This is a genomic window from Winogradskyella sp., assembly GCF_028282165.1.
Classification (GTDB): Bacteria; Bacteroidota; Bacteroidia; order Flavobacteriales; family Flavobacteriaceae; genus Winogradskyella.
Map to the genome: position 1 here is coordinate 92,471 of NZ_JANQIM010000004.1, position 25,320 is coordinate 117,790.

At 34.5% G+C, this 25,320-nt stretch carries 23 protein-coding genes; 14 read left to right on the forward strand and 9 right to left on the reverse strand.

The genetic code is table 11. The annotated features are described in order from the left end of the window. The 11 genes from Q0972_RS01770 (at position 1) to Q0972_RS01820 (ending at position 12,587) form a co-directional block, all read left to right on the forward strand. Entirely contained in the window at positions 1 to 1,377 is a 1,377-nt protein-coding gene (locus Q0972_RS01770) for an oligosaccharide flippase family protein (protein ID WP_299361824.1), read from the forward strand. A 230-nt stretch (positions 1,378 to 1,607) separates the two neighbouring features. Next, a complete protein-coding gene (locus Q0972_RS01775; RefSeq protein ID WP_299361827.1) occupies positions 1,608 to 3,080 on the forward strand; it encodes an O-antigen ligase family protein in 1,473 nt (490 codons plus the stop codon). Between the two features lie 10 nt (positions 3,081 to 3,090). Continuing rightward, positions 3,091 to 4,056 (forward strand): phosphoribosyltransferase family protein, encoded by a 966-nt coding sequence (locus Q0972_RS01780; protein ID WP_299361829.1) that lies wholly within the window; start codon positions 3,091 to 3,093, stop codon positions 4,054 to 4,056. A gap of 24 nt (positions 4,057 to 4,080) precedes the next feature. Continuing rightward, the gene (locus Q0972_RS01785; protein WP_299361831.1) at positions 4,081 to 5,295 is read left to right on the forward strand and encodes a glycosyltransferase family 2 protein; all 1,215 of its coding nucleotides are present in this window, start codon (positions 4,081 to 4,083) and stop codon (positions 5,293 to 5,295) included. A 4-nt stretch (positions 5,296 to 5,299) separates the two neighbouring features. After that, positions 5,300 to 6,454 (forward strand): glycosyltransferase family 1 protein, encoded by a 1,155-nt coding sequence (locus Q0972_RS01790; RefSeq protein ID WP_299361833.1) that lies wholly within the window; start codon positions 5,300 to 5,302, stop codon positions 6,452 to 6,454. Between the two features lie 5 nt (positions 6,455 to 6,459). Beyond that, the gene (locus tag Q0972_RS01795) at positions 6,460 to 7,674 is read left to right on the forward strand and encodes a glycosyltransferase (protein ID WP_299361835.1); all 1,215 of its coding nucleotides are present in this window, start codon (positions 6,460 to 6,462) and stop codon (positions 7,672 to 7,674) included. Further along, positions 7,665 to 8,285, forward strand: a complete 621-nt coding sequence (locus tag Q0972_RS01800) for an acyltransferase (RefSeq protein ID WP_299361836.1) — start codon at positions 7,665 to 7,667, stop codon at positions 8,283 to 8,285. The genes Q0972_RS01795 and Q0972_RS01800 overlap by 10 nt, the downstream gene beginning before the upstream one ends. 127 nt (positions 8,286 to 8,412) lie before the next feature. Beyond that, positions 8,413 to 9,603, forward strand: a complete 1,191-nt coding sequence (locus Q0972_RS01805) for a glycosyltransferase family 2 protein (protein WP_299361839.1) — start codon at positions 8,413 to 8,415, stop codon at positions 9,601 to 9,603. A gap of 34 nt (positions 9,604 to 9,637) precedes the next feature. Then, positions 9,638 to 10,093 carry a hypothetical protein gene (locus Q0972_RS01810; protein ID WP_299361841.1) on the forward strand — a complete coding sequence of 152 codons (456 nt, stop codon included), beginning with the start codon at positions 9,638 to 9,640 and terminating at the stop codon, positions 10,091 to 10,093. A 190-nt stretch (positions 10,094 to 10,283) separates the two neighbouring features. Continuing rightward, entirely contained in the window at positions 10,284 to 12,275 is a 1,992-nt protein-coding gene (locus tag Q0972_RS01815) for an LruC domain-containing protein (protein WP_299361843.1), read from the forward strand. Positions 12,276 to 12,305: 30 nt separating this feature from the next. Then, entirely contained in the window at positions 12,306 to 12,587 is a 282-nt protein-coding gene (locus Q0972_RS01820) for an STAS domain-containing protein (protein ID WP_299361846.1), read from the forward strand. Positions 12,588 to 13,144: 557 nt separating this feature from the next. On the opposite strand, the gene Q0972_RS01825 is transcribed toward Q0972_RS01820, so the two are convergent. Continuing rightward, on the reverse strand, positions 13,145 to 15,226 hold the full coding sequence (locus Q0972_RS01825; RefSeq protein WP_299361849.1) for an MORN motif precursor: 2,082 nt from the start codon (positions 15,224 to 15,226) through the stop codon (positions 13,145 to 13,147). Positions 15,227 to 15,638: 412 nt separating this feature from the next. Here Q0972_RS01825 and Q0972_RS01830 point away from each other — a divergent pair, with 412 nt between their 5' ends. After that, positions 15,639 to 16,001, forward strand: coding sequence for a DUF4870 domain-containing protein (locus Q0972_RS01830; RefSeq protein WP_299361851.1), 363 nt, complete (start codon positions 15,639 to 15,641; stop codon positions 15,999 to 16,001). A 111-nt stretch (positions 16,002 to 16,112) separates the two neighbouring features. Here Q0972_RS01830 and dnaN read toward each other — a convergent pair whose 3' ends face one another. From dnaN to Q0972_RS01860, 6 genes are all read right to left on the reverse strand, one after another. Then, positions 16,113 to 17,231, reverse strand: a complete 1,119-nt coding sequence (dnaN, locus tag Q0972_RS01835) for a DNA polymerase III subunit beta (protein WP_299361853.1) — start codon at positions 17,229 to 17,231, stop codon at positions 16,113 to 16,115. An 89-nt stretch (positions 17,232 to 17,320) separates the two neighbouring features. Next, on the reverse strand, positions 17,321 to 19,030 hold the full coding sequence (gldG, locus tag Q0972_RS01840; RefSeq protein WP_367182387.1) for a gliding motility-associated ABC transporter substrate-binding protein GldG: 1,710 nt from the start codon (positions 19,028 to 19,030) through the stop codon (positions 17,321 to 17,323). Continuing rightward, a complete protein-coding gene (locus Q0972_RS01845; protein WP_299361855.1) occupies positions 18,996 to 19,508 on the reverse strand; it encodes a hypothetical protein in 513 nt (170 codons plus the stop codon). The genes gldG and Q0972_RS01845 overlap by 35 nt, the downstream gene beginning before the upstream one ends. Further along, on the reverse strand, positions 19,505 to 20,227 hold the full coding sequence (gene gldF, locus Q0972_RS01850; RefSeq protein ID WP_299361858.1) for a gliding motility-associated ABC transporter permease subunit GldF: 723 nt from the start codon (positions 20,225 to 20,227) through the stop codon (positions 19,505 to 19,507). The genes Q0972_RS01845 and gldF overlap by 4 nt, the downstream gene beginning before the upstream one ends. A 166-nt stretch (positions 20,228 to 20,393) precedes the next feature. Continuing rightward, entirely contained in the window at positions 20,394 to 20,690 is a 297-nt protein-coding gene (locus Q0972_RS01855) for a putative quinol monooxygenase (protein ID WP_299361860.1), read from the reverse strand. Positions 20,691 to 20,773: 83 nt separating this feature from the next. Beyond that, positions 20,774 to 21,643 carry an SAM-dependent chlorinase/fluorinase gene (locus tag Q0972_RS01860; RefSeq protein ID WP_299361863.1) on the reverse strand — a complete coding sequence of 290 codons (870 nt, stop codon included), beginning with the start codon at positions 21,641 to 21,643 and terminating at the stop codon, positions 20,774 to 20,776. 121 nt (positions 21,644 to 21,764) lie between these two features. Between Q0972_RS01860 and Q0972_RS01865 the strand changes: the two genes are divergently transcribed. Both Q0972_RS01865 and Q0972_RS01870 read left to right on the forward strand, forming a co-directional pair. After that, positions 21,765 to 22,718 (forward strand): PhoH family protein, encoded by a 954-nt coding sequence (locus tag Q0972_RS01865; RefSeq protein ID WP_299361866.1) that lies wholly within the window; start codon positions 21,765 to 21,767, stop codon positions 22,716 to 22,718. Positions 22,719 to 22,844: 126 nt separating this feature from the next. Next, a complete protein-coding gene (locus Q0972_RS01870) occupies positions 22,845 to 23,795 on the forward strand; it encodes a phosphoribosylaminoimidazolesuccinocarboxamide synthase (RefSeq protein ID WP_299361867.1) in 951 nt (316 codons plus the stop codon). Here Q0972_RS01870 and Q0972_RS01875 read toward each other — a convergent pair. Together Q0972_RS01875 and Q0972_RS01880 are read right to left on the reverse strand one after the other, a co-directional pair. After that, positions 23,792 to 24,316, reverse strand: a complete 525-nt coding sequence (locus Q0972_RS01875; protein WP_299361870.1) for a DinB family protein — start codon at positions 24,314 to 24,316, stop codon at positions 23,792 to 23,794. The genes Q0972_RS01870 and Q0972_RS01875 overlap by 4 nt on opposite strands. 42 nt (positions 24,317 to 24,358) lie before the next feature. After that, positions 24,359 to 25,320 (reverse strand): FAD-dependent oxidoreductase (locus Q0972_RS01880; RefSeq protein ID WP_299361872.1); only part of this gene is annotated, 962 nt, incomplete at its 5' end.

A 25,320-nucleotide genomic window follows, 5' to 3' on the forward strand; every position in this document is an offset into this window, starting at 1 on the left:
ATGAAGCAGCTACTCAACAAAATAATTAGAGAAGATAATTTCTTGTCCTTATCAGGAAACCTCATTATAGCATTATTGGGATTTGGTGGTTTTGCATTATTGGCAAGGAGTTTAGAGACAGATGCGTTTGCACAATGGGTATTGTTTATCTCTGGTGGTTCGCTTGTAGAAATGCTTCGCTATGGCATTACCAATAACGGATTGGTTCGATTTCTTTCTGGGGCTACAGAAACGAATAGAGACCAATTGATAGGTGCAAATGTACTTATTAGTCTCCTGGCGACGTTAATTATAGCCTTATTGTTAATAAGCATTAAGCTATTTTTTGGAGAGGCCATTAATGCGTCATCATATGTACTCTTTTTTAGTTGGTACCCAGTTTTGGCATTTGTAAATCTTCCGTTTAACAATGCGCTTGTAGTACAACAAGCAAAGATGCGATATGATAAAATTTTAATCATTAAAGCTTTAAATAGTGGATTGTTCTTTAGCTTTTTGGTAGTTAATACTTTTGTTTTAAAGTGTTCCGTTTTAGAGATTACCATAGTATTTTTGGTCATAAACACAATCACTTCTTTGGTTTGTATCAGTAAATCTTGGGATGGTTTAAAGCTCATTAGAAAGGCAACTAAAACAACGCTAAAAACCTTACTCAATTTTGGGAAGTACAGCACGTTTACACTCATTGGTACAAACTTGTTACGTAATGCAGATATTTTAATTATAAGTATCAGTCCTTTCGGTAGTACCGCTGTGGCCTTATTTAGTATCCCGTTAAAACTCACTGAGATTCAGCAAATTCCTTTACGAAGTTTTACGGCAACAGCTTTTCCAAAAATGTCTAAAGCAAGCTTAGAGGGAAAAACAGATAGTGTAAAAGAGCTATTTAATATATATTCTGGCGCATTGACTTACTTGTTTTTTGCGGTGTCTATAGTGACTTTTGTTTTTGCTGAAGCATTTGTAATTCTTATTTCTGGATATCAATACCTGAATACGACAACTACCGGAATAAACATTGTAACTATTGTTAGGATATTATCGGTTTATGGGGTGTTGCTACCTATAGATCGTATGACAGGAATTGGCTTGGATAGTATCAATAGACCTAACATCAATGCACTAAAAGTATCCATAATGTTAGGTGCCAATATTATAGGTGATTTAATAGCGATATATATGCTCAAATCTATCGAAATGGTTGCTGTCTCTACACTTGTCTTTACAACAGTTGGTATAGCGGTAGGCGCATATTTCCTCAATAAAACGTGTCGTGTTTCTCTGTTTGAAATTTTTAGGAGTGGTTATACATTCTACAAAAAACTCTGGCTTCAGTCGAGGCACTACACTAAAGGTTTTCAATTTTTAAATAGATAAGGTTAATAGAGTTTAATGTAAAGGCTGCAGTTTTATAATTGCAGCTTTTTTTTTATATAAGATAGCAAGGAGATTGTGAAGGTAGAACTGCAGAATTCCTTTATCAATATTAGTCATCTATTCGTCTACACTTAACGTTCATCTATCGAAATCTAACCTACATCTCTCCGTATAGGCTCTATGTTTGTAATGTAAAATAAACCAGTTAGTTAAGTTTTTCAAAACAAACAATGAACACATTTAAAAACCATATTAACCCTTTTGAAAATAACTCAGGCTCTATGCGAGTTACCAATCTCAATAGTGCTATTATACTTATTGCACTATTGAGTGTTTTTGGGCTTGTTATCATTAAAGCCGAAGTTATGGGTTTTGCCCTTTGTATGGGTTTGTTCCTTGTTACTGCTCTGGTTTATACCATATTCAAAACCCCAAAAATAGGGATTTATATACTCATCGTTTTGGGCTTTTTTGCTATTGGTGCATCACGATATGTACAAGCGCCATGGGGATTAACTATAGATGCCCTTCTTGTATTAATATATATAGCATTGTTCTTTAAAGGATTTGCCGTAAAACTGCCATGGTTTAAGATAAAGTCGAGCTTAACCCTAGTGGTTAGTATATGGATGGCTTATGTGTTTTTACAGTTAGGAAATCCAGAAGTGTTAAGCAGAGAAGCTTGGTTTTATGCCATGCGTGGTGTTGGATTGTACCAGTTTTTAGCTATTCCATTATTGTTTATGATTTTTAACAAGCGAAAAGACTTAAATAACTTTTTTGTCATTTGGGGAATTCTTTCGGTCATAGGTACATTAAAGGGATTGCAACAATTTCAATTTGGAGTTGATCCTTTTGAGCAGCGTTGGTTAGATATGGGTGGTGCCGAAACTCATGTACTTTTCGGAAAACTAAGAGTGTTCTCTTTTTATTCTGATGCAGGACAATATGGAGCTTCCCAAGCCCATGCAGGTGTTGTATTTGGTATTTTGGCCCTATTCAAAAAATCGAGTTTTAAGCTAAGGGTATTTTTTGCTAGTGTAGCATTAGCGGGGTTTTTGGGTATGATTATCTCAGGAACCAGAGGTGCTATTGCTGTTCCAGCCATAGGAGGTTTTATGTTTTTGATTCTTCGTAAGAATATTAAAGTTCTTATTCTAGGTGCCATTTTAGGTATTGGTGTGTATGTGTTTTTTGCACACACCACCATAGGACAAGGCAATGCAGAAATACGAAGAATGCGTACAGCATTCGATCCTAATGAAGCTTCATTACAAGTACGTTTGGCCAACCAAAAAAAGTTAAAGGGTTACTTAGCTTCAAGACCTTTTGGTGGTGGAGTAGGAGCCACAGGAAACTGGGGACAGCGCTTTACGCCACACAGTTTTTTAGCAAACACAGCAACAGATAGTTGGTATGTAATGATATGGGCAGATACAGGCGTGGTAGGATTGGTTTATTACTTGTTTATGCTATTTTTCATTCTTGTTTCTGGAGCCCGAAATGTCATGTTTAAGCTAAAAGATCACAATCTAAAAATACAGATAACAGCAATTACCTGTGGTATGGCAGGCATTATGATGGCATCCTATGGTAATGGCGTTTTTGGACAAATGCCCACGGGAATGCTTATGTATGTCACTATGGTGTTCATGTTCATTTCACCACAATTAGATAAAAATAAAATATTAAAAAACAGATAAAAATTTAGTCATGAATTATAGAAGTATTAGCGATTTAAATGAAACGATTTTAAGAAGGCTTCAGGTCATACCTAGAGATATAGATTTAATAGTCGGTATACCAAGAAGCGGCATGTTACCTGCAAATTTATTGGCATTGTATCTCAATTTACCTTACACAGATATCCACTCCTTTATTAACGGATTTGTGTATAAGGCTGGTGCTAGAAGACAGTTCTTTGAGGCTTCGGAGTATAAAAAGATCTTAGTTGTAGACGATAGTATTGCTTCTGGTTCTGCATTGGCCGAGTGTAAGGAAAGCTTAGCACATTTAGCATCTCAATTTGAGTTTAAATACTGTGTGGTGTATGCCACTCCAGAAAAAGAAAAGACAGTTGATTTTGCTTTAGAAACTGTAGCGACTCCACGTTACTTTCAGTGGAATATCTTTAACCATTCTACATTAGACAAAGCCTGTTTTGATATTGACGGTGTACTTTGTGTAGATCCAACCAAAGCGCAAAATGATGATGGTACAAACTATGTTTCTTTCTTATTAAATGCAGCACCTTTATATATCCCTGGAAGTAAAATAGGAACACTGGTAACATCGCGATTAGAGAAGTACAGAACCGAAACTGAAACTTGGTTGAAAAATCATGGAATCAAGTACGATAAATTGGTGATGCTAGACTTACCAGATATGAAGGCAAGACAGAAAGCGAATTGTCATGGTAGCCATAAAGCCAATGAGTATAAAAACAGTAAATACAATTTGTTTGTAGAGAGCGATTTAGGTCAGGCTATCGAGATTAACAAGCTTACAAAGAAGCCCGTGTTTTGTACAGAAAACTTTAAAATGATATATGAGTCTGAATCTTTCACATATAACATTAAAAGTGGAAAATATCTGCCTTTTATAAGAGAAGCTGCCCTGAAACTAAGAACTGTAGTTAACAAGTTTAAAAATAGAGAACTAGCAGTTAGATCAAATTAATCATTCACTCAAAAGATTACAAAAATGGAAACCCTAAGTCTAATATTTCAATACGCGGTACAAGGAATAGAGCTAGCATTTGTTACTTACTTTACCCTATCGTGTTTATATGTTTTGGTATTTGCTATTGCAGGACATACCTATAAAAAACGTAAACAAAATACTAATAATGAACTTAGCAAAATAGCAGTATTTATTCCTGCTTACAAGGAAGATGCAGTTATTGTAGATGTCGCAAAAAATGCATTGTTACAACAGTATCCTCCAAGCTTTTTTGATGTTATTGTTATTGCAGATTCATTACAAGTTATAACCTTAGATGAACTTCGAAAGTTACCTATAAAAGTGGTTGAAGTCAGTTTCGAAAATAGTACGAAGGCTAAGGCCTTAAATGCCGCAATGTTAGATGCAGATAAAGCTTACGATTATGCTATAGTGCTCGATGCTGATAACATCATGGAACCTCATTTTTTAGCCAAAATGAACACCGCTTTTAAAAATGGTTATCGTGTTGTACAAGCACACAGAAAAGCTAAAAATCTAAATACACCTTTTGCCATTTTAGATGCAGCTAGTGAAGAAATAAACAATCATGTATACAGGAGAGGGCACAGTGCCTTTGGATTGTCTTCTGGATTAATTGGTTCGGGTATGGGCTTTGAATACCAATTGTTTAAGTCAATCATGAAAAAGATCACAGCCGTTGGTGGATTTGATAAAGAGTTGGAATTTGAATTGGCTAAAAAGAATATCACTATAGAATACCTTCAATATACGGTGGTTTTAGACGAAAAAGTTCAAAAATCATCAGGCTTTTCAAAACAGAGAAGACGTTGGTTAGCAACCCAATTTGTGTACTTAAAAAAGTATTACAAAACCGGATTTAGGGAATTATTTTCAAATGGAAATATAAACTTCTTCGATAAGGTGTTTCAGATGATAGTACCACCAAGAATTTTACTGTTAGGAATTACAGCGATAACAACACTAGTGTATGGGCTATTAGACTTCGGATTCAATATCGAAACATACGTATCTAGCCATTTATGGTTAGTAAATCTTACACTTTTGGTTGTCGCTTTTGTATTGGCATTGCCTAGATCGTTTTACAATATGGCAACTCTAAAAGCAATGGTTTCGATCCCATCAGCTTTCTTAAGAATGTTCTACCTGCTTTTCAACTTAAAGGGTGCCAACACTAAGTTTATTCATACATCACATGGTGTCGTTAAAAGTTAAGAAGATGAGAATTGGTATAGAAGCACAACGTTTATTTCGTCCGCACAAACATGGTATGGACAGAGTTGCTCTTGAGTTAATTAAAAACTTGCAAGTCTTAGACAAAGAGAATGAGTATTTCATTTTTGTTAAACCCGATGCAGATAACAAAGTAATCTCTAATACAGAGAATTTTCATATCGTTGAGGTTGACGGTGGTCCATATCCAATATGGGAACAATTCAAACTACCAAAACTAGCTAAGGCCTATAATTGCGATGTGTTACACTGCACAAGTAATACGGCACCTTTAACGCTACAAATGCCATTAGTGACTACGCTTCACGATGTTATTTTTAAAGAAGGGAATGTGCTAAAACAGCTGGTAAGTAGTGCATCCTGGTATCAAAAAATAGGAAACCTTTACAGAAGGTTAATCGTTAACAGTATAGTTAAGAAGAGCGATCAACTTATCACGGTTTCCAACTTTGAAAAACAAAACATTTCAAATATCTACCAATTAGATCACACCAAAATACAAACTGTACATAATGGTGTAAACGAGAATTTTAAAGCTGTAATTGACAATAATGTAAAAGCTGAGGTAAAGCAAAAATATAACCTACCAGAACACTTTTTATTGCATATTGGAAATACAGATCCTCGAAAAAACACAGCACGAGTTTTAAAAGCTTTTTATAGATATATCAGTGAATTTTCAGAAGACCTAAAGTTGGTTCTTGTCGGGTTTAATGAAGCTAAACTAAATGCGATTTTAAAGGCCATTAGTTTAGAAGAAGCGTTAAGCGGTAAAATAATATTGACTGGATATGTCGCAGATAAAGATTTACCTGTACTGTTTAGTTTGTCGGAGTTGTTCTTATTTCCATCGTTACGAGAAGGCTTCGGGATTCCAATTATAGAAGCTATGGCTTGTGGTGTTCCTGTAATTACCTCAAACACATCTTCGATGCCAGAAGTTGCTGGTGATGCTGCATGTTTGGTAGATCCAAAAAACACAGAAAGTATCTATAAAGCCATAGTAAAAGTACGTTCAAATGAAGCTTATAAAAATCAACTTATAGAAAAAGGGTTTGAACAATATACCAATTTTTCTTGGGAAAAAGCGGCAAAGAAAGTATTAGGCGTTTACAAACAATTTAATAACAAAAACATCTAGAAACCATGATAAAAGGAAAAGACATAATTATCGTAGGAATTCAACCATGGGATATTGAAATAGGGAGCAATTGCAAAAATATTGCTTTGGAGTTTGCTAAAGATAACCGTGTACTTTACGTAAATCCACCTATGGATAGAATTACCAGATATAAGCAAAAGCATAAAGAAGGTGTTCAAAAGCGTATTAAGATTTCAAAAGAGCAGCTTTCAGATATTGAAAAGATAGACGCTAATCTGTGGAATTTATATCCAAAAACACTTGTAGAGTCTATCAATTGGATCAATTCACATGAGCTATATAAACTTTTCAATAAGCGTAATGCGAAGCTGTTTGCAAATAACATCAAAGATGCAGTCAACCGATTAGGCTTTAAGGATGTCTTGTTATTTAATGATAGCTCCATGTTTTTAGGGCTTCATTTAAAAGAGTTGTTACAACCAGAACTATACATGTACTATGTTAGAGACAATCTGGTTAAAGTCCCTTATTGGAAAAAACATGGTGAGCGCATAGAACCAGATGTGATTGAGAATGCTGACGTCGTCGTTAACAATTCGGAATATTATGTAGACTATACTTCTAAATACAACCGAAACAGTGTTATGGTTGGTCAGGGTTGCGATGTTAGCATGTTTAATGATAGTGATAACAGCATTGCTATCCCTAAAGAATTCAATGCTATTCATGGTCCAGTGATTGGTTATGTAGGATCGCTTACCACATTACGATTGGATATAGAACTATTAGAGTTTATCGCTTCCCAAAGACCAGATTGGAACATTGTTTTAGTGGGTCCAGAAGATATAGCTTTTAGGCAATCTAGTTTACATCAATTGCAAAATGTACACTTTTTTGGTAACAAACCAGCAGACCAATTAGCATCTTATATTAAAGGATTTGATGTGGCTATAAATCCTCAAGTAGTCAATGAAATCACCATAGGAAATTATCCAAGAAAAATAGATGAATACTTAGCCATGGGAAAACCTGTTGTGGCTACCGAAACAAAAGCCATGCAAATGTTTAAGGACTTTGTGTATTTAGGACAAACCAAAGGAGATTATGTAAGACTTATTGATAAAGCTTTAACGGAGCATTCTATAACTAAAGCAAAAGCACAAATAGATTTTGCCAATACACATACTTGGAAAAATAGTGTTAAGGCTATTTACACGGCAATGGAATCAACTTTAAAACAAAAGCAAAAATGGAATTAGTAGCAAAAATAAAATCGAATAGCAAGCTAAAGCAATTAGCACATTGGTCAATTTTAATCCCCAATCAAGCAAGACCAAGATTATGGATAAAGTGGTTCGTAAACCCTTTTATTCACAGAAGAGGAAAAAAATCATGCATAAGAAGGCGCACTAGATTAGATGTTGTACCATGGAATAAATTTAGCTTAGGAGAAGCATCAACCATCGAAGATTTTTCGGCTGTAAACAATGGTGTAGGAGATGTTATTATTGGCGATAGAACACGTATTGGATTGAGTAATACCATCATTGGTCCTGTAAGCGTAGGTAATGATGTAAGATTAGCTCAAAACGTGGTACTATCTGGTTTAAATCATAATTATCAAGATATAGATTCCCCAATTCACGAACAAGGTGTTTCTACCAAACCTATTGTTATTGAAGACGAATCTTGGATTGGTGCTAATGTAGTTATTGTACCAGGAGTAACCGTAGGTAAACACTCTATTGTTGCGGCAGGAAGCGTAGTAACCAAAGATATTCCTCAATATGCTGTAGCTGCTGGTAATCCTGCTATAGTATTAAAACAGTATAATTTCGAAACAGAAAAATGGGAAAAAGTAAGCTATTAACCGCACCAAGACAACAATTTGCCGTCTGTCGACACTAAATGGTGCTTTACCTACACTGTTAGCCTGAATAAAGAATTATTAAAAAACACATTAATAAGCCAACTAATTTTACATCAAAATCATCGTTATGGAAACTTTAAAAATACTATTCTGGATATTATTATTTATTATCGTGTATACCTATTTAGGTTATGGTATGCTCTTGTATGGTTTAGTAAAACTTAAGCGCTTATTTTCAAAAAAAGTGAGTGTTAATGTTGCTTCTAATGATCTACCAGAAGTAACACTCATGATACCTGCATATAATGAAAGCGACTATGTACATCAGAAAATGGAAAACACTATGTCTCTCAATTATCCAAAGGATAAATTGAAAATAGTTTGGGTTACGGATGGCTCTAACGATGGTACAAATATACGCTTAGAACGTTATAAAGATGTTCAGCTTTTTCATCAGGATGAACGAAAAGGCAAGATCAATGCTATGAATCGGGTAATGCCTTATGTAAAGACACCTTTGGTGGTTTTTAGTGATGCAAATACAAAATTAGGGCAAGATTCAATAATGCATATTGTAAATTGTTTTAATGACGAAAAAGTAGGCTGTGTTTCTGGAGAGAAACGCATTGTAAATAAATGTAGTGATGCAGCAGCAGGAGCGGGTGAAGGCTTGTACTGGAAGTATGAATCTACATTAAAAAAGTGGGATGCAGAACTCTATTCTGCCGTTGGCGCAGCAGGAGAGTTATTTGCCATTAGAACGGAATTGTATAATGAAGTAGAACAAGACACAATTTTAGATGATTTTATAATTTCACTTAGGGTAGCTCAAAAAGGTTATATCATTCAATATAACCCTGAAGCTTATGCAATTGAAACCGCTTCAGAAAATGTAAAGGAAGAATTAAAGCGAAAAATTAGAATTTCGGCTGGTGGCATTCAATCCGTCATTAGATTGAGATCACTATTAAATATCTTCAAGTATGGGATGTTGTCCTTTCAATATATTTCGCACCGGGTATTGCGCTGGACTTTAACACCACTGTGTCTTTTATTGTTAATTCCCGTTTCTGTGGTTTTAGCATCAAATGAAGGTTTCTATAGTTTAGGATTTTATAATGTGTTCTTTTGGTTACAAATAACCATGTATATGGCAGCCTTTTTAGGTTGGACGCTTGAGAATAATGCTACACGAATAAAAGTCTTATTTGTACCGTACTATTTTTTTATTATGAATTTATCCGTTGTTCTTGGTTTTTTCAGATTTATGGGCAACAACCAATCGGTTAATTGGGAACGTGCAAAAAGAGCTGCTTAATTATATACTGTAAAGCGTTGAAAATTGTTGAATTATGTATGTAGGTCTTATTATAGTGTTTAATACTTTCGATAGCGAAGTACTCAAAGAATATTTTATAACATCCATTAATGCTATGGCTGATGTTAAAATATGTTTGGTTTGCAATAGCAGCAATGAGCAAGTTTTTGAAGTTCTCACAGAGATTGCAGAACATTGCAACAATACAAATGTTGTAAATACCAAAAGAAAGAAGTTAAATACTGCTTCCGTTAGGGCTGGTGCCAGATACATGAACAATCAGTTCAACTTAAAGTATTTGGGTTTTATTGTTGGATTGGACAATTTCGAAATATTAGAGGTTTTGAAAACGTACGTACAGCACCAAGAAACAATAATTGCCTTAAATAAGATAGAGAAGGGAAACAAAGCAGTAAAACCAACCTTTTATCAAAGTCTATTTTCAGTCACGGAATACCTAAAGAAAATAGCTTCCAGCCCAATCATATAATCTATCCAAGAGGGTATTTTCCTATATACCTAAAGCTTAAGCTAAATCATTTTTACAGCTCGTCGACACTAAATGGTTATCTATCTAAGAGGAAAGCCTTAAGAAAGAATATTTAAAAAATCTTTTCAAAGACATTTTAATTTTATCACTAGAAACTACAAATCTATTAATGACAAATAAAGTAAGGATTATGAAACATGTAATAAAATATACAAGCATCATCATACTACTAGCATTAAGTGCTTGTGCTAAACCAGATGTAGAAAACGAAGCAACTACAGAAAATAATACGGTAAATACGATAAACATACCAGAAGGATTTGATTACCGTACACATCGAAAAGTTAGTATAAAAATTAATGATAACTCTAACGCTATTTATGAAGTGTTTGTCACATCAAATGATTCTTACTTTGCTGGCACACAGACTTATCTTAATGAGTCAGATGAAACAGTAACAGAAGATGTATATAGGGATGATATTATAAATAAACAAGTTTTAAAAGGAGTAACAAAAAATGGAATCTTAGAACAGTCAATAACCCTACCAATGTATTGTACGGAGGTTTATATTAGAAGAAATGATAATTTAAGATACTCAGGGGAATTAGTTAGTGTTGTAAATGACGAAGTTAACTATATGTATCAAGATACGCCGGGGAGAAACATTACAGATTTAGCAAAGAATGGGGTTAAGGATTATTTGTTTTGCGTTAATGGAGAAGGCGATTTATTCCAAGTAGATCCTCTAGATGGTTCTTCCACATACTTGTCAGAAATGCCAATGGGAAGTTACACTGCTGCAATTGATCAAGAGCATCTGGTGCTATATTCTATTGGGAGATCAAGTCCACATCCCTTAATGAAATACGATATTCAAACTGGCGAATGGTCAACAGTTGCGAATATGAACTTTGGTGGTCCAAGATTGGATTACAATATAAATGACAACTTATTATATTTTTCGAATAAGGATTACATAAGAACAATAGACCCTTTAACTGGGCAGGTTTTAAACGAGTGGGATGTAAATGGTATACACAATTTAACTGGAGGGGATTTAAAATTTGATGAAAATGATGGTACGTTATATTTAGCTTCATTTTCTGGACTATATAGATGTGAATTCAACGGCTCAAGTTATGATGCTATACGATTGAGTGCCGATAATTTACCTTTTACGCCTACATCAATGACTATAGATTCTAATGGTGATTTATGGCTGGCAGACGCCAATACTGATGGTAATTTAATCATCATGGATACTGTAACCGGAGGATGGCAATATGTTTATGGCGCAAATGCAGGCAACGGTACAAATTTTGGTAGACGCATAAATGATCTAACAACATTTAGAATTTTCTCTGACACACCAGATACGACAGATACAGATGGTGATGGTATTGTAGATTCTGAAGATGCCTTTCCAGAAGAGGCAGATAAGGCATTCGAAATGTTTACACCAAGTAAATACGGAACAGGTACTATTGCTTTTGAAGATTTATGGCCTTCTAATGGAGATTACGACTTCAATGATATGGCATTAAACTATAAAGCGATAGCCATCCTAAACTCCGATAACTTAGCTGTACAAGTCGACCTTATCTGTAAAGTGAAATCTAACCTTGCAGGTTATACCAATGGTGTAGGAATAGAAATAGAAGGCCTGACAAGTAATCAGATAGAAAATGTAGTAGGAACTATATATACAGAAAATTATATTACCCTTAATGCAAATGGAACAGAGGCAAACCAAGACAGAGCGGTGGTTATCTTAACGGATGATGCAGGTAACTTAACGAACGAAACCACAATTTCGATAATCTTAAATAATCCAATCACAACAGAAACACTTGGTGCGGCTCCATTTAATCCATTTATTATAGCTAATAAAGTTAGAGAAAATGAAATCCACCTGCCCTACAGAAATGCTACTAGTTTAGGCGAAAGCTTAGTTGAGGTTGAAGGTCATAATAACGATCCAAATGGTAATTATATTTCAAACAATGGCTACCCATGGGCAATAAGTATAATTCACGATTTTAAAGTTCCAAAAGAGTCTGTTAAAATCTATGATGCCTATAACTATTTTAATAATTGGGCAATCTCAGGGGGTCAAGATTTTAAGGATTGGTACAAGGACAATCCAGGACATAGAAATCAAAATTTATTAAAAAACTAAATAAGAATATTAACCTAAAATAATAAAGTTATGGCATTACAGATTAAAGAAAACAATGGCGTTTTTGAGTTAGAAGGTGCAATTAATAACGCTACAGCTCAATCATTTAAGATGCATGTGGATGCACTTATGTTAAGCAACGAGCAGGTAACCATAAACATAGGAAAAGTAAATGAAATTGATGTCACAGGACTTTCGGTTTTAAGAGAATTACTTATGAATTCTAAAAACACAAATCAATCGTTCTATATTGTTGGCTATGGTTGCAAAGAGATTTATGATGATTTTAATGATATGAGAATTGCGAGTTGATTAATACAAACTCTTTTGTATTGTTTTGAGCGTTTCATGATTTGAAGCTATAGTGTTATTAGCTTTAAAAACTCACTTCTTATATTAGGGAGTGAGTTCAATTTTTATCTCTAATCTGATATTTATCATGTTTATTCGTTTTGACTTGATGTATTTTTACAAAGTCTAAAATAAATATTCATCATATGATTAATGCCATAATTTCGCTAGTTTATGATTGGTCCATGGGAGTGGTTATGATTGGACTCTTTGCCCTAGTTTGTATTATTCTAATTGGGGTGCTCGTAAATTTTATGACGGGCAAGAAGAAGGAAGAAGATCCTCAAGACAGCTAGTAAATACTTTATTGTTTTTTTTTAAGAGCACATATTTTGTGCTCTTTTTTTGTAACACTTTAGTGAAATCATATCATATAGGTGTTAACTAAAATAATCATCAAATCAAATTTGAACTTTCAATTAAGCGCTAAATTAATATTGAATTATTGATGTTGGGTTGACAACATATATTCTATAATTTTACTTCTTGTATTGGTGAATAATCTATATCCTGATCGTTTAAAAGTCTCTTATTTTCGCACCTTTATTGTTAAAAACTCCTTTAACACTATTCCCAGACTTAGCGTATTTCATAATACCAAGTCCAGCAATTTTATCATCAAAAAATAGGCCTCTAAATACTGAGGTATCTACGTAAGTATAAATACCATAACCGTTTCGTTTGCCATCACTAGTATAAGTGCCCAGATAAGAACTATTGTTCATCCATAAATAATAACCAATACTAAAACGTTGATTGTTTTTAAAAAAGCCGAGATAGGAATCACCGTTAGAGTAGGTGTATTTACCAAAACCATTGCTACAATTGCCTAAACAATTGCCATTTTTTATATTGTTATTATAGGATTCTGATTGATCTTCTACTAGAGTGCCATTTTCAAAACGACCAGCTTCGATTACGTTATCATTTTTGTCGAATCTAACGCCAAGACCATGTTGCTTGCCATTTTCCCAATGCCCAATGTAACTATTGCCATTACTCCATTTATAATAACCTACCCCATCTCTTAGGTTGTTTTTATATTCTCCGTGAAAAAAAGAATTTTCTGGGTAGTTAATGTAGGCTAGACCATCGATTGCGCCATTATTGAATGTAGCTTGCGTTATGATATCTCCTACTTTTATTTTTCCCCAACCCTCTTTGCAATCTCCTTCTAAACATTCTAAATTGTTAGATATATTACTTGAGTTAGATACTCCAGAAGTATTAAGCTCACCATTATACAATCTTCCAAATAAAACTTCATTTTCTTGTGCCAATCGAAAACCAGTTAGAACGTATTTAGGATCATTATCTATAAAAATTACGGGATCTCCGTTAGTAAGATATTCAAACTTTGCTTTTTTATAGTCGATATGTTTTCCTTTAACTACGATAAAAAAGTTATCATCCTTTAACTGACGCGCATATAGAATTGATGTTGTATCTGTAGTTAATAGTTCTGTTGGTTTAACAGGTTTCTCTTTTATGTTTTTATAATTCCTTACAATGTATGTTCTACCGCTGTATTTATCGATGCGATAATCGATCATATGCGGTCCTAAAAAAGCAAAATCTCTAGACTTCACTTTATTATATCCATCAATATAATTGATAAACTTTCCATCATAAGCATAGCTCATATAGGGATTTCCAACAGATAGTTTTGTAGATATTGGAACACGCGTATCTAGTGTGTGATTTTCGGGAATTATGTTGGGTACAGAGTAGTACGTTTGTGTTAATCCGTCATAAACAACTTTTTCATTTGGTTTTATCCCTTTGCTTATTGCAATATCTGTACAACGTTTACCATCTACATAAATGGTTGCAGATTTTTTTGCTGACTTGCTATTACTTAATTTATGATAACCATATTCGATGTTTAAGTTTTTTTGTGCATCGCTATAATAGCGATTTACAGTTTCAAAGTGTTTAGGATTAGTCTTATCAATATCATAAAAATCGATTTTGTTTCCTTTTGAGTCTACTTTTACCTTGTAACGATACGTTCCGGATGATACAATTTCCTTAACAAGAAATCCATTGAGATAGTACGATTTAGCTAAAAACCCACGCCGGCCATTAGTATAAGTATATTCCATGTTAACAATTAAAGAATCCCTTTTTTTATCATACGAAAAGTTCTGTTCTTGACTTAACTTACCATTTTTACTAATAGATGTTTTTATTAGCCTCCCTTGGGTATCATAGGTATAGGTTTTTTCATCACCATAAGAGGATTTTTCATAAATCAATAAATTTTCAGAATTAAATTTATACAAACTTGTACTTCCAGATTGATATTGAAATTTAGTAATATTTCCATGGGAATCATATTCAAAAATATCTCCATAATTATTACCAATTATTTCACCTGAATTATTATAATAGTATCGTGTCCCAAAATTATATTGTAGGTTTCCAGCTTTGTCAAAAATTTTGCCAGCAGAAGCATAGATATCGCCTCGCAAGAAAAAATGCGCTTTCTTATGCTTAAAACCAATAGGGTTTCTAGGCGCATTTACGACATCTACTTTTTGAGCTTGAGTATTTTGAAAGCATAGCATTGAAAAGAAAAAAAGCAATAGGGTTTTCATGATGTAATGTATTTAGAACAAACTTCTAAAAACTATATGATACAATCAATACGATGAATTACGTATATTTTAAATGATTTTCATTAAAAAAGAAGATGTGACAAATACCATATTTCTTAAGCCTAACTTCATGTATTTTTATGATGTTTAAATTAAATATCAATAACATGATTAATAGTATAATACTGCTAGTTTACGATTCGTCCTTGTTAGTGGTTACGATTGGAGTTTGCCTTAGTTTGTATTGTTTTAATTGGGGTGCTTGTAAACTTTATGACGAGCAAAAAGAAAGAAAAGATATTCAGGACAACTAGCGATTACTTTATTGTTTTTTTAAGAGCACAAAATCTGTACTCTTTTTTTGTAACATTTTTTATGAAATAACGTCACATAATTGATATTAAAATACATCATGGAATCAAATTATCATACATTCAAACGTACAGACAACCAATTATTAGTGATTACGCACTTAACCCAGTTATTGACTTATATTACAGGATTTGGTGGTTTAATAGTACCATTAATAATATGGGCTACGCAAAAGGATAGAGTAGAAGGTATGGATGCCCATGGTAAAGCTATATTAAACTTTCAGTTGAGCATCATTATATACTGTATTTTGAGTATCCCATTAATATTGGTATTGGGATTAGGTATTATTACATTAATCATATTAGGTATTGTAGCATTTGTAATGCCAATTGTTAACGCTATAAAAGCGAGCAATGGCGAATTACCAAGTTATCCATTATCTCTTAATTTTGTTAGTTAGTTATTTTGTACTGAACCGTCACACAGATGTTTCAGTTTTTAAAGAGGTAATAAAAAATGCTCATCTGTCTGGATGAGCATTTTTCTATCTGTAAATATTGTTATTTCTTTCTTAATTATTCAGCATTACAGGCATTACGAGCATTGTAATGTGTTCGCCCTCGTCCAAACCATCAATAGGAGTTAAGATACCCGCTCTATTTGGTAAACTCATTTCTAATTGTACATCATCAGAATTTAGGTTATTGATCATTTCGGTTAAGAAACGAGAATTAAAACCTATTTGCATATCATCACCTTGGTAATCACAACTCAGACGTTCCTCGGCCTTATTACTGTAATCAATATCTTCTGCTGAGATATTTAATTCCGCACCAGCAATCTTTAAACGAATTTGATGTGTGGTTTTGTTAGAAAAAATACTAACACGGCGTACAGAATTTAAAAACTGTGTTCTTCCAATGACCAATTTATTAGGATTTTCCCTTGGGATTACCGCTTCGTAATTTGGGTACTTACCATCAATTAAGCGGCAAATCAATACTGAATTATCAAATGTAAATCTGGCATTAGATTCATTATACTCCACTAACACATCCTCATCGCTACCAGCTAAGATTCCCTTTAAAAGGTTCAATGGTTTCTTTGGCATAATAAACTCTGCAGATTCCGTAGCTTTCACATCATCTCTTGTATACTTAACCAATTTATGTGCATCGGTTGCTACAAAGGTTAAGTTGTCTTGAGAAAACTGGAAGAAAACACCACTCATTACTGGTCTTAAATCATCATTACCAGCAGCAAAAATCGTTTTGCTTATAGCAGTAGCTAAGATGTCTCCCATGATTGTAGTTTGGCTGGCATCTTCAACAGATACCGCATTAGGAAACTCAGCACTATCCGCATAAGCCAAAGCGTACTTTCCGTGGCTGGAGCTTATTTCAACCGTATTGTTATCTTCTACAACAAATGTCAATGGTTGTTCAGGAAAGGTCTTCAAAGTATCTAATAATAGACGTGCAGGCAAAGCAATACTGCCTTCAGAATCACTTTCTACATTAATAGTCGAAGACATAGTCGTTTCTAGATCGCTTGCAGAAATTGTTAATTTCGATTGGCTTAGCTCAAACAAAAAATTATCTAAAATAGGAAGTGTATTGCTGTTGTTGATGACACCTCCCAAGACTTGGAGTTGTTTTAATAAATATGTACTTGAAACAATAAATTTCATGCGCTGAATAAGTATTTTTTAACTTTAGAGTTTATCCTACAAATATATCTTAATAGTAGGGTTTTATAAAACAAACTTATTAACAAAACCTAGGTGTATTTTTTCTTCCTAAGGTAGTTGAAAGTAAACCCAAAAAATCCCAGGATTACCAGTGGCAAGGCTATATTGATAAGCTGCCATTTGCCTTTGCTTTCTTTTGTCTTGCCTGAATCTAGGTAGGCAAGGCTAATTTCTTTGGTTCTAATGTTTATAAGTCCTGTATCGTCCAACAGGTAATTTACTGTATTCAGTAGAAATTCTGTATTGCCATAGACCCTACCGGAGACTTCGTCTAGTCCTAATTTAATAGGTCGATTTCTACGTACACTGTTTTTAATAACATCACCATCAGAAATAACCGCCATTTTAGTAGGTGTGCTTTTCGATTTAAAACCTTCCATTTTAAACGGCAATACCATTTTATCAAAAACGGATATAAATTCACCTTCAAGTAAAACCGCCAAATTTTGAGAACCTGAATCGAAACTTGCTTCCTCAGGTGCTTTAGTGACGTCTGATAATGAAATTATGGTTGGCGTTCCTTCAAGCTTTGATTTAGGTGAACTTTGCAGTAAAATAGTTTTGGCTATGGCATTCTTTAAAGTATCTATAGGACTCGTAAAATCATACCTGACAATATTTAGGTTTTTGGTGATTGGATGCTTGGAATTTGAGGTAGCTAAAGGCGAATATTGCCATTGAAGCGGTTGCAAAGGATTACCCTCGCCAATAGAAAGCATTATTGGTGCCGAGTATAAATCTTTCACTAAACTTGGGTTGATCCGTACACCATACTTAAAGAAAAAATTGGTTAAGTTGAGATCTCTAATAGTAGAAACGGCACTTCCGCTTTCGTTGTACAAACTGTCCTTATCCATAACAACAGATTCGGTAAGCCAAAGACTTTTTCCACCATTCATGGTGTATTGGTCTAAAACTAGCTTTTCGTTTTCTGTAAATGCTTCAGTAGGTTTGGCAGAAATGATTAAATCGAATTGTTTTAACTGATTCAATGTTTTTGTAGGAGTGGTAGCTACACTGTCTAAGGTGAAAAAACCAATGTTGTAATAAGGTTGTAGGGTTTTTAAAAAATCATTGAGGTATTGCGTTGTTATTCTGCCGTTAGCATCTAAATCGTCAAGCTGTCCATTACCCTTTAAAAAAGCGATGGTCTTTGTTTTTTCTTTTAGCAGTTTACTAAAGCCATCCGCAAATGTATATTCTAGGGCTTGTACCGAATTATTTATTTGCTCGTCAAGCCCTTGGGTGATACTTCTTTTTAATAAAGGGATTTTAACGGTTTTGTTTTTATAACTTGCAAATGCCCAAGGGAATATGAGTTCTTGAGTAACCTTTCCGGTACTGTTGTCCGTATTAATATAAGGTTCTAATCCAGATTTGGTTAACTCTTCAATATTGCGTTGGCGCGTTGCTTCATCTTCAATTGGGTTGATATAATTGACCTTAATCTTATTGGTCTGGAATTGAAATTCCTCAATGATTTGCCGTACTTCGGTCCGCAATAATCTAAATTCAGATGGGAAGTTGCCTTCAAGGAAAACATCGATAATAAGTGGTGCATCTATGTCTTGGACTAAACTTTTGGTAGCCTCAGAAAGTGTATAGCGCTTATCTTTAGTTAAATCATAGCGGCCATAAAACTGGCTTGAAATTGCATTGATGATCACTAGGACTGCAATGACAAAGAGTATGTAGGTTATATTCTTATTCTTCATCATTTTCTTCTTCTTCGTTTTCAAACGTAATTTCTTCTTGATAATGATTAAGCGAAATCACTTTATCGTTTTCAAACGCGATTTCTATGCATTCCTTTTGGTTATTGAAGGCACCAGGCTCTATACCAAGCGTGTAATTCCATTTGTTATTATCATGGGCTTTTTGGGTACTATCCCAAGAAAGCCACTCGTGCTTTCCTAAAAGTTTGGTAATCGTATGTTTTGAAAGACCGATTAAGGTATCTGATGCTATAGTTTCGTCAATCATTTCGTACCTCAAGGCTGGTTTATCAATCCAAGCACCACTATCAAAATACTTCTGATGGTGATAATTGCTAACAATATTTACAAAGGGGTAAAACATATAAAAATACACAAAAGGCGTTAAGACCAGACTAATTAAACCTGTTAGCCACTTACGTTTATCTACAGTATTGAAAAACAAAAACAGTAGCACAAAGACTACAATCATGGATACAACTAAAAAAGGTGTAATAATCATCGCTTCTGGATCCTGAGTTTTGTAAATATTAAAAATGCAATCGCTATACTAATAAAATAAACTAAATCCCTCGTATCTAAAATACCTCTGCTCATACTGTTGTAATGTGACGACATACCTAGATTTTCCATATAAACCAAATTGCCAAATACATTGTAATTAGACAAACCTTCAAAGCCAAAATACATAAAGAAGCAAATAAATACGGCTATAATAAATGTTACGATTTGATTGTCTGAAAGTGTTGAGGCAAATACTCCTATGGCCGCATAGGAAGCAATTAAAAACAATAGTCCAAAATATGAACCTATGGTGCTTCCCATATCTAGATTGTGTTCTGGATTCCCTAACTTCATGACTGTATATACATACAATAGTGTAGGAATAATGGCAATAACAATAAGTATAAAAGCACCAAAGTATTTGCCCAATACAATTTGAAAGTGGGAAATGGGTTTGGTAATCAAAAGTTCTAAGGTCCCTTGTTTTTTTTCGTCACTAAAACTGCGCATGGTAACTGCAGGAACAAGGAATATAAGAATCCATGGTGCCAATAAAAAGAAGGCTGACAAACTCGCAATGCCATTGTCGAAAATATTGAATTCACTTTTAAACACCCAGAGAAACAAACCATTTAGTAACAAAAACACGCCTATAACCAAATAACCAATTGGTGAGGCGAAAAAGGTGTTTATTTCTTTTTTTAAGATTGCGAGCATTAAATCCCCATGTTTCTGTCATTACGAGTCATGCTTTTTGGCATCACGTGGTAATCTTTATGTTTTTATTTGAGATTGCCACGCTAACAACTTCTCTAAAGCTTCGCTGTTCAAGCCGCTCGCAATGACATTCTTATTTATATCTTAGTTTAAATTCAAAAAACCGTTATTCTAAACTCTCTAGCTTATTCACACTCCAAGCTTCGGGTTTTGCATTGAATAAAGGTTTGGTTTTTGCCCAAACCGATTTAAATAAATCTGACTGTCTGTAATTTTCCAAATCGTCTGATGATTTCCAATAACTATACGTAAAAAAGATATTTGTATTGTTTTGATCGCGATACAATTCTAAAAAATTACAGCCTCTGAAATTCCGGATTTTGTTTTTATTGGCTTCAAAATTAGACAAGAATTCGTCAATTTTAGAAGGTTCAAAACTCATTTTTACAATTCTTACTAACATAAATATTAAAAGCCTTTCCTAAATCCTTTCCAAAGGAAAGGACTTTCTTACGGTTGTGAAAATATATTTTAGTTCTTTTTCCATCATCTTGAGTTTCCTTCCCTTTGGGAAGGACTAAGGATGGGCAGAAAATTAACGGTTACAGTATCCATAGTCTTCAATCCCATTAACGTAGAGGCACTACCAACAGTACTGCAATTGCTCTTATAGACAGCAATCTCTAAATAACCCGATGAGTTGAATACTACAAGCCCTTTGCCCTCGTCATTACGCTTGGATTCATCAATATCAAAATTCACAATATCACTGTATCTATTGTATATTCTTCTGAACTTGTGGTTGCGGGCAGAGATTTCATAAGCACGGGTTTTTTGTATATTTTCAAAAAACTTCTTTGTGATATTGGTGACCACATTACCGTAGTTGTCTATGTAAATAACGCTACCAATAATTTGATTTTTTTCATCATTAACAAAAGGAATAAGATTTTTAATGGGCTTAATAGTGTTAATAACTTTTCCGATAATCTCTAAGGTGCCACCTCGTGCAATATGACAGGCTACCTTTACAAAAACATCCAAAACCGGAAAATTAGTCTCTATTTTATCGTGTATATTAATCTCAACAATTTTTTCTGGGGCGATTTCGGCACAAAGCATACTCATAATACCGTTATTAGCACATATAAAGTAATGGTCATCTAACTTAACCGCAATATGCTTATTTTCAGGGTTTAACTCTGAGTCGATTCCTATAATATGAATGGTTCCTTTTGGAAAACTGCTATAGGCGTTTAAAATGATGTAGGCTGCCTCAGAAATATTAAATGGCGATACCGAATGCGACACATCAACAATATTTACATCAGATAATTCGTTGTAAATAGCTCCTTTAATCGCACCGGCAAAGTGATCTTTTTCTCCAAAATCAGTGGTTAAAGTGATTATCGCCATGGAATAATTGTTGATATTTTTTTTAGAATAGGGGTTGTAAAATTGTTAGATTTGTTCGTACAACTATGTCACACAAAACTAAGAAAACTAAAAAGATTAACACACTAAATTTAGTAGCCTTTTGAACGAACTTATTCTAGAACTCGAAGAAATAACTCCAAAAGAATTCTTCGGTGCCCAAAATGCCAATATTGAACTCCTAAAGAAGTACTTTCCAAAACTTAAAATCGTTGCACGTGGTAATAAAATAAAAGCTTACGGCGATGAGGATCTATTAGAAGAATTCGATACCCGAATGATGATGCTCATGAAACATTTTGGAAAGTATAATAAACTTGACGAAAACGTGATTGAGCGTATATTAACGAGTAACAGTAGTGAGGACTATTCTACGTCAGCTAAAAGTGGAGAAGTGATTGTTCATGGTGTTGGCGGTAAACTGATAAAAGCACAAACGGTTAATCAAAGAAAACTAGTTGAAAGCATTCGTAAGAACGATATGGTCTTTGCCATCGGTCCTGCAGGTACTGGTAAAACCTATACTGGTGTAGCATTGGCAGTACAAGCTTTAAAAAACAAAGAAGTTAAGCGTATTATATTAACTAGACCTGCTGTGGAAGCTGGTGAAAATCTTGGGTTTTTACCAGGTGATTTAAAAGAGAAATTAGATCCGTATATGCAACCTTTGTATGATGCTTTGCGCGATATGATTCCACATGAAAAATTAGACAGCTATATTGAAAAGGGTGTGATACAAATAGCGCCTTTGGCATTTATGAGAGGACGTACTTTAGATAATGCTTTTGTGATTTTAGACGAAGGGCAAAATACCACCCATGCACAGATGAAGATGTTTTTAACCCGAATGGGAATGAACGCAAAGTTTTTATTGACAGGTGACCCGGGTCAGGTAGACTTACCACGAAGAACGATCTCTGGATTAAAGGAAGCATTACTCGTTCTAAAGAATGTTGAGGGTATTGGCATGGTCTATCTCGATGATAAGGATGTGATTCGTCATAAGTTAGTGAAAAAGGTCATTGCTGCATATAATAGCATAGAGAATAGGGATTAGCCCTATAAATATAATTAGGATTGTCATTGCGAGGACGAAGGACGTGGCAATCTTTCTAAATTACAACTTAAATATATACAGATTACGACTTCGCCATGGCGACTCGTAATGACATTTTAATATAGAATGAGCAACACAATAATAGATACCAATTTTAATTTTCCTAACCAAAAAAGTGTTTACAAGGGTAAGGTAAGAGAGGTTTATAATATAAACGATAAGCAATTGGTGATGATTGCTACAGATAGATTGAGTGCATTCGATGTGGTGATGCCAAAAGGTATTCCATATAAAGGTCAAATTCTTAATCAAATAGCTACTAAAATGATGAAGGATACCGAGGATTTGGTGCCCAACTGGCTAGAAGCTACACCAGATCCTAACGTTGCTATTGGACATTTGTGTGAGCCTTTTAAAGTCGAAATGGTAATAAGAGGGTACATGTCTGGTCATGCTGCTCGCGAATATAAAGCCGGAAAACGAATGCTTTGTGGTGTACCGATGCCAGAAGGTATGAAAGAAAACGACAAATTTCCTGAGCCTATTATTACACCTGCAACTAAAGCAGAACAAGGGAATCATGATGAAGATATCTCCAGGGAGGATATTTTAAAACGTGGCATAGTTTCGGAAGCAGATTATACAATTCTTGAGGATTATACCAGAAAGCTGTTTCAGCGCGGCACCGAAATTGCGGCTGAGCGTGGCTTAATCTTGGTAGACACGAAGTACGAATTTGGTAAGACTAAAGACGGAGAAATTGTTTTAATAGATGAAATCCACACACCGGATTCTTCACGATATTTCTACGCAGAGGGTTATCAAGAACGCCAAGATAGAGGAGTGGCACAGAAACAATTATCCAAAGAGTTTGTACGTCAGTGGTTGATAAGTAATGGTTTTCAAGGGCTAGAAGGGCAAACGGTTCCTGTTATGAGCGATGATTACATTGAGACGGTTAGCGACCGTTATATCGAGCTTTATGAGAATATCACTGGAGAGACGTTTGTAAGGGCTGATCTCTCTGATATTCAAAATCGGATAGAGACTAATGTTTTGGAGTATTTGAATGACTAATATTTGCTTCTTAAAGTTTCCGTATGATGTGCCACATGGTGTGCAGTCCACATAATAATTTCACGTACTGGCATTTTACCCATTAAAGGATGTGGTAAGATTAAATTATTTAGATGCTTGTCGCTCATCTTTTTGGTTTTATATTGAAGCTTTTTGCTTTCAGTCTGCAGTCTATTTATTATATAGCGTTTGTCTTTTACTGGTGGTACTTTCATATTCTGAGAGGCCTTATATGTTTTTCCCTTAGCTTGTTCAAGACGTTCTTTGTAACGTTTAACTATGGTGTCATAGTCTCTTACAGGTCTATTAGCGGTTCCAAATTTATAGCGCAAAAAGAATTTTGGCATGCTTAAGGCATTGTTGAGCGGCTTTATGCTTTGTAACAAATGTAAAGTATGCTGTCCGGTGGTCCATTTACCATCTGGGCCTTCGATCCAGTATTCATTGGGTTGTTGTTTTAACCAATCAATAAGTTTGGTGTGTTTTTCGTCAATTAATTCGGCAATAGCTTCTTTATCCATAGACGTTATTTTGATAAAGAAAAGATAAGGAATTTTTAGAAATTAACTAGTCATTTCCTCAACTGCTCTTTTAGCAGAACGCGCTGCTGCATGTACACTGCTCCAATCTTCGCCGGTGGTATAAGCATCTCCTGCAAAATAAAGTTTGTTATTAACAGATTGCCCTAGGGTCCTCACTAATTGCCAGTTTTCCTGATCACTTATGTAGGCAGCCTGGGCATAAGGTTCAGCATTCCAATTTTGTACAATATGGTCTAAGTAGCCATTACTTGCTATATTGCTACCGAAAATGGTATCTAATTCATTTAATATATAATCGCGTTGCGCATTACCAGACAAGTTTTGATATTGTTCTGCTTGTTGACCTACAGAAAATAACCCTAAAATATTATCGGATGTATTTTGCGCATACGCTGCATCATAATAAACTCGCTGACCTTGAGCTGTTTCGCTATCTGGTAATTCTAGATATGCACCATAAAATTTAGATGTGAATTTAAAAAAGGCTTTGAATCCTCCCCAAACCTCGACATCATTAATAGCCTGTTGCTTACTATTTGGTAGTGCAGGAGTAAAACTAATTGCAGCGTTTTGTAAAATTTTAACCGGAACCGCTACGATGACTTTATCAGCAGTAAATGTTAGCCCATTGGATGACGTTACAATCAATTCACTTGAGCTATAGTCGATTTCCGTAATTGGCGTATTGTAAATAATGTTATCTTGAATACTTGGTAATATATAGGTTTCAAAAAAACCCAACCAACTAGTGCCGACAAACTTTAAGTCTTGGAACTTGCCAATACTACCAAGTGTTGTCTCTGTTAATGTATTGCCATCCCAAATTTGAGCTAGATCAGAATTATTATAACCCCGTGTTTCGGTAGTAATAGTAACAGAAGCATCATTAACAATTTCAGGTAAAATTGAACTAGAAACATGAATCCATTCACCACCCATGGAAATAGGAAAATCCGAAAATAAAGTATTATGCTTTATGCGTC

Coding starts and splice junctions, on each gene's coding strand:
- Q0972_RS01770 (WP_299361824.1), top strand. CDS start 1: ATGAAGCAGCTACTCAACAAAATAATTAGAGAAGATAATTTCTTGTCC.
- Q0972_RS01775 (WP_299361827.1), top strand. CDS start 1,608: ATGAACACATTTAAAAACCATATTAACCCTTTTGAAAATAACTCAGGC.
- Q0972_RS01780 (WP_299361829.1), top strand. CDS start 3,091: ATGAATTATAGAAGTATTAGCGATTTAAATGAAACGATTTTAAGAAGG.
- Q0972_RS01785 (WP_299361831.1), top strand. CDS start 4,081: ATGGAAACCCTAAGTCTAATATTTCAATACGCGGTACAAGGAATAGAG.
- Q0972_RS01790 (WP_299361833.1), top strand. CDS start 5,300: ATGAGAATTGGTATAGAAGCACAACGTTTATTTCGTCCGCACAAACAT.
- Q0972_RS01795 (WP_299361835.1), top strand. CDS start 6,460: ATGATAAAAGGAAAAGACATAATTATCGTAGGAATTCAACCATGGGAT.
- Q0972_RS01800 (WP_299361836.1), top strand. CDS start 7,665: ATGGAATTAGTAGCAAAAATAAAATCGAATAGCAAGCTAAAGCAATTA.
- Q0972_RS01805 (WP_299361839.1), top strand. CDS start 8,413: ATGGAAACTTTAAAAATACTATTCTGGATATTATTATTTATTATCGTG.
- Q0972_RS01810 (WP_299361841.1), top strand. CDS start 9,638: ATGTATGTAGGTCTTATTATAGTGTTTAATACTTTCGATAGCGAAGTA.
- Q0972_RS01815 (WP_299361843.1), top strand. CDS start 10,284: ATGAAACATGTAATAAAATATACAAGCATCATCATACTACTAGCATTA.
- Q0972_RS01820 (WP_299361846.1), top strand. CDS start 12,306: ATGGCATTACAGATTAAAGAAAACAATGGCGTTTTTGAGTTAGAAGGT.
- Q0972_RS01825 (WP_299361849.1), bottom strand. CDS start 15,226: ATGAAAACCCTATTGCTTTTTTTCTTTTCAATGCTATGCTTTCAAAAT.
- Q0972_RS01830 (WP_299361851.1), top strand. CDS start 15,639: ATGGAATCAAATTATCATACATTCAAACGTACAGACAACCAATTATTA.
- dnaN (WP_299361853.1), bottom strand. CDS start 17,231: ATGAAATTTATTGTTTCAAGTACATATTTATTAAAACAACTCCAAGTC.
- Q0972_RS01845 (WP_299361855.1), bottom strand. CDS start 19,508: ATGATTATTACACCTTTTTTAGTTGTATCCATGATTGTAGTCTTTGTG.
- gldF (WP_299361858.1), bottom strand. CDS start 20,227: ATGCTCGCAATCTTAAAAAAAGAAATAAACACCTTTTTCGCCTCACCA.
- Q0972_RS01855 (WP_299361860.1), bottom strand. CDS start 20,690: ATGTTAGTAAGAATTGTAAAAATGAGTTTTGAACCTTCTAAAATTGAC.
- Q0972_RS01860 (WP_299361863.1), bottom strand. CDS start 21,643: ATGGCGATAATCACTTTAACCACTGATTTTGGAGAAAAAGATCACTTT.
- Q0972_RS01870 (WP_299361867.1), top strand. CDS start 22,845: ATGAGCAACACAATAATAGATACCAATTTTAATTTTCCTAACCAAAAA.
- Q0972_RS01875 (WP_299361870.1), bottom strand. CDS start 24,316: ATGGATAAAGAAGCTATTGCCGAATTAATTGACGAAAAACACACCAAA.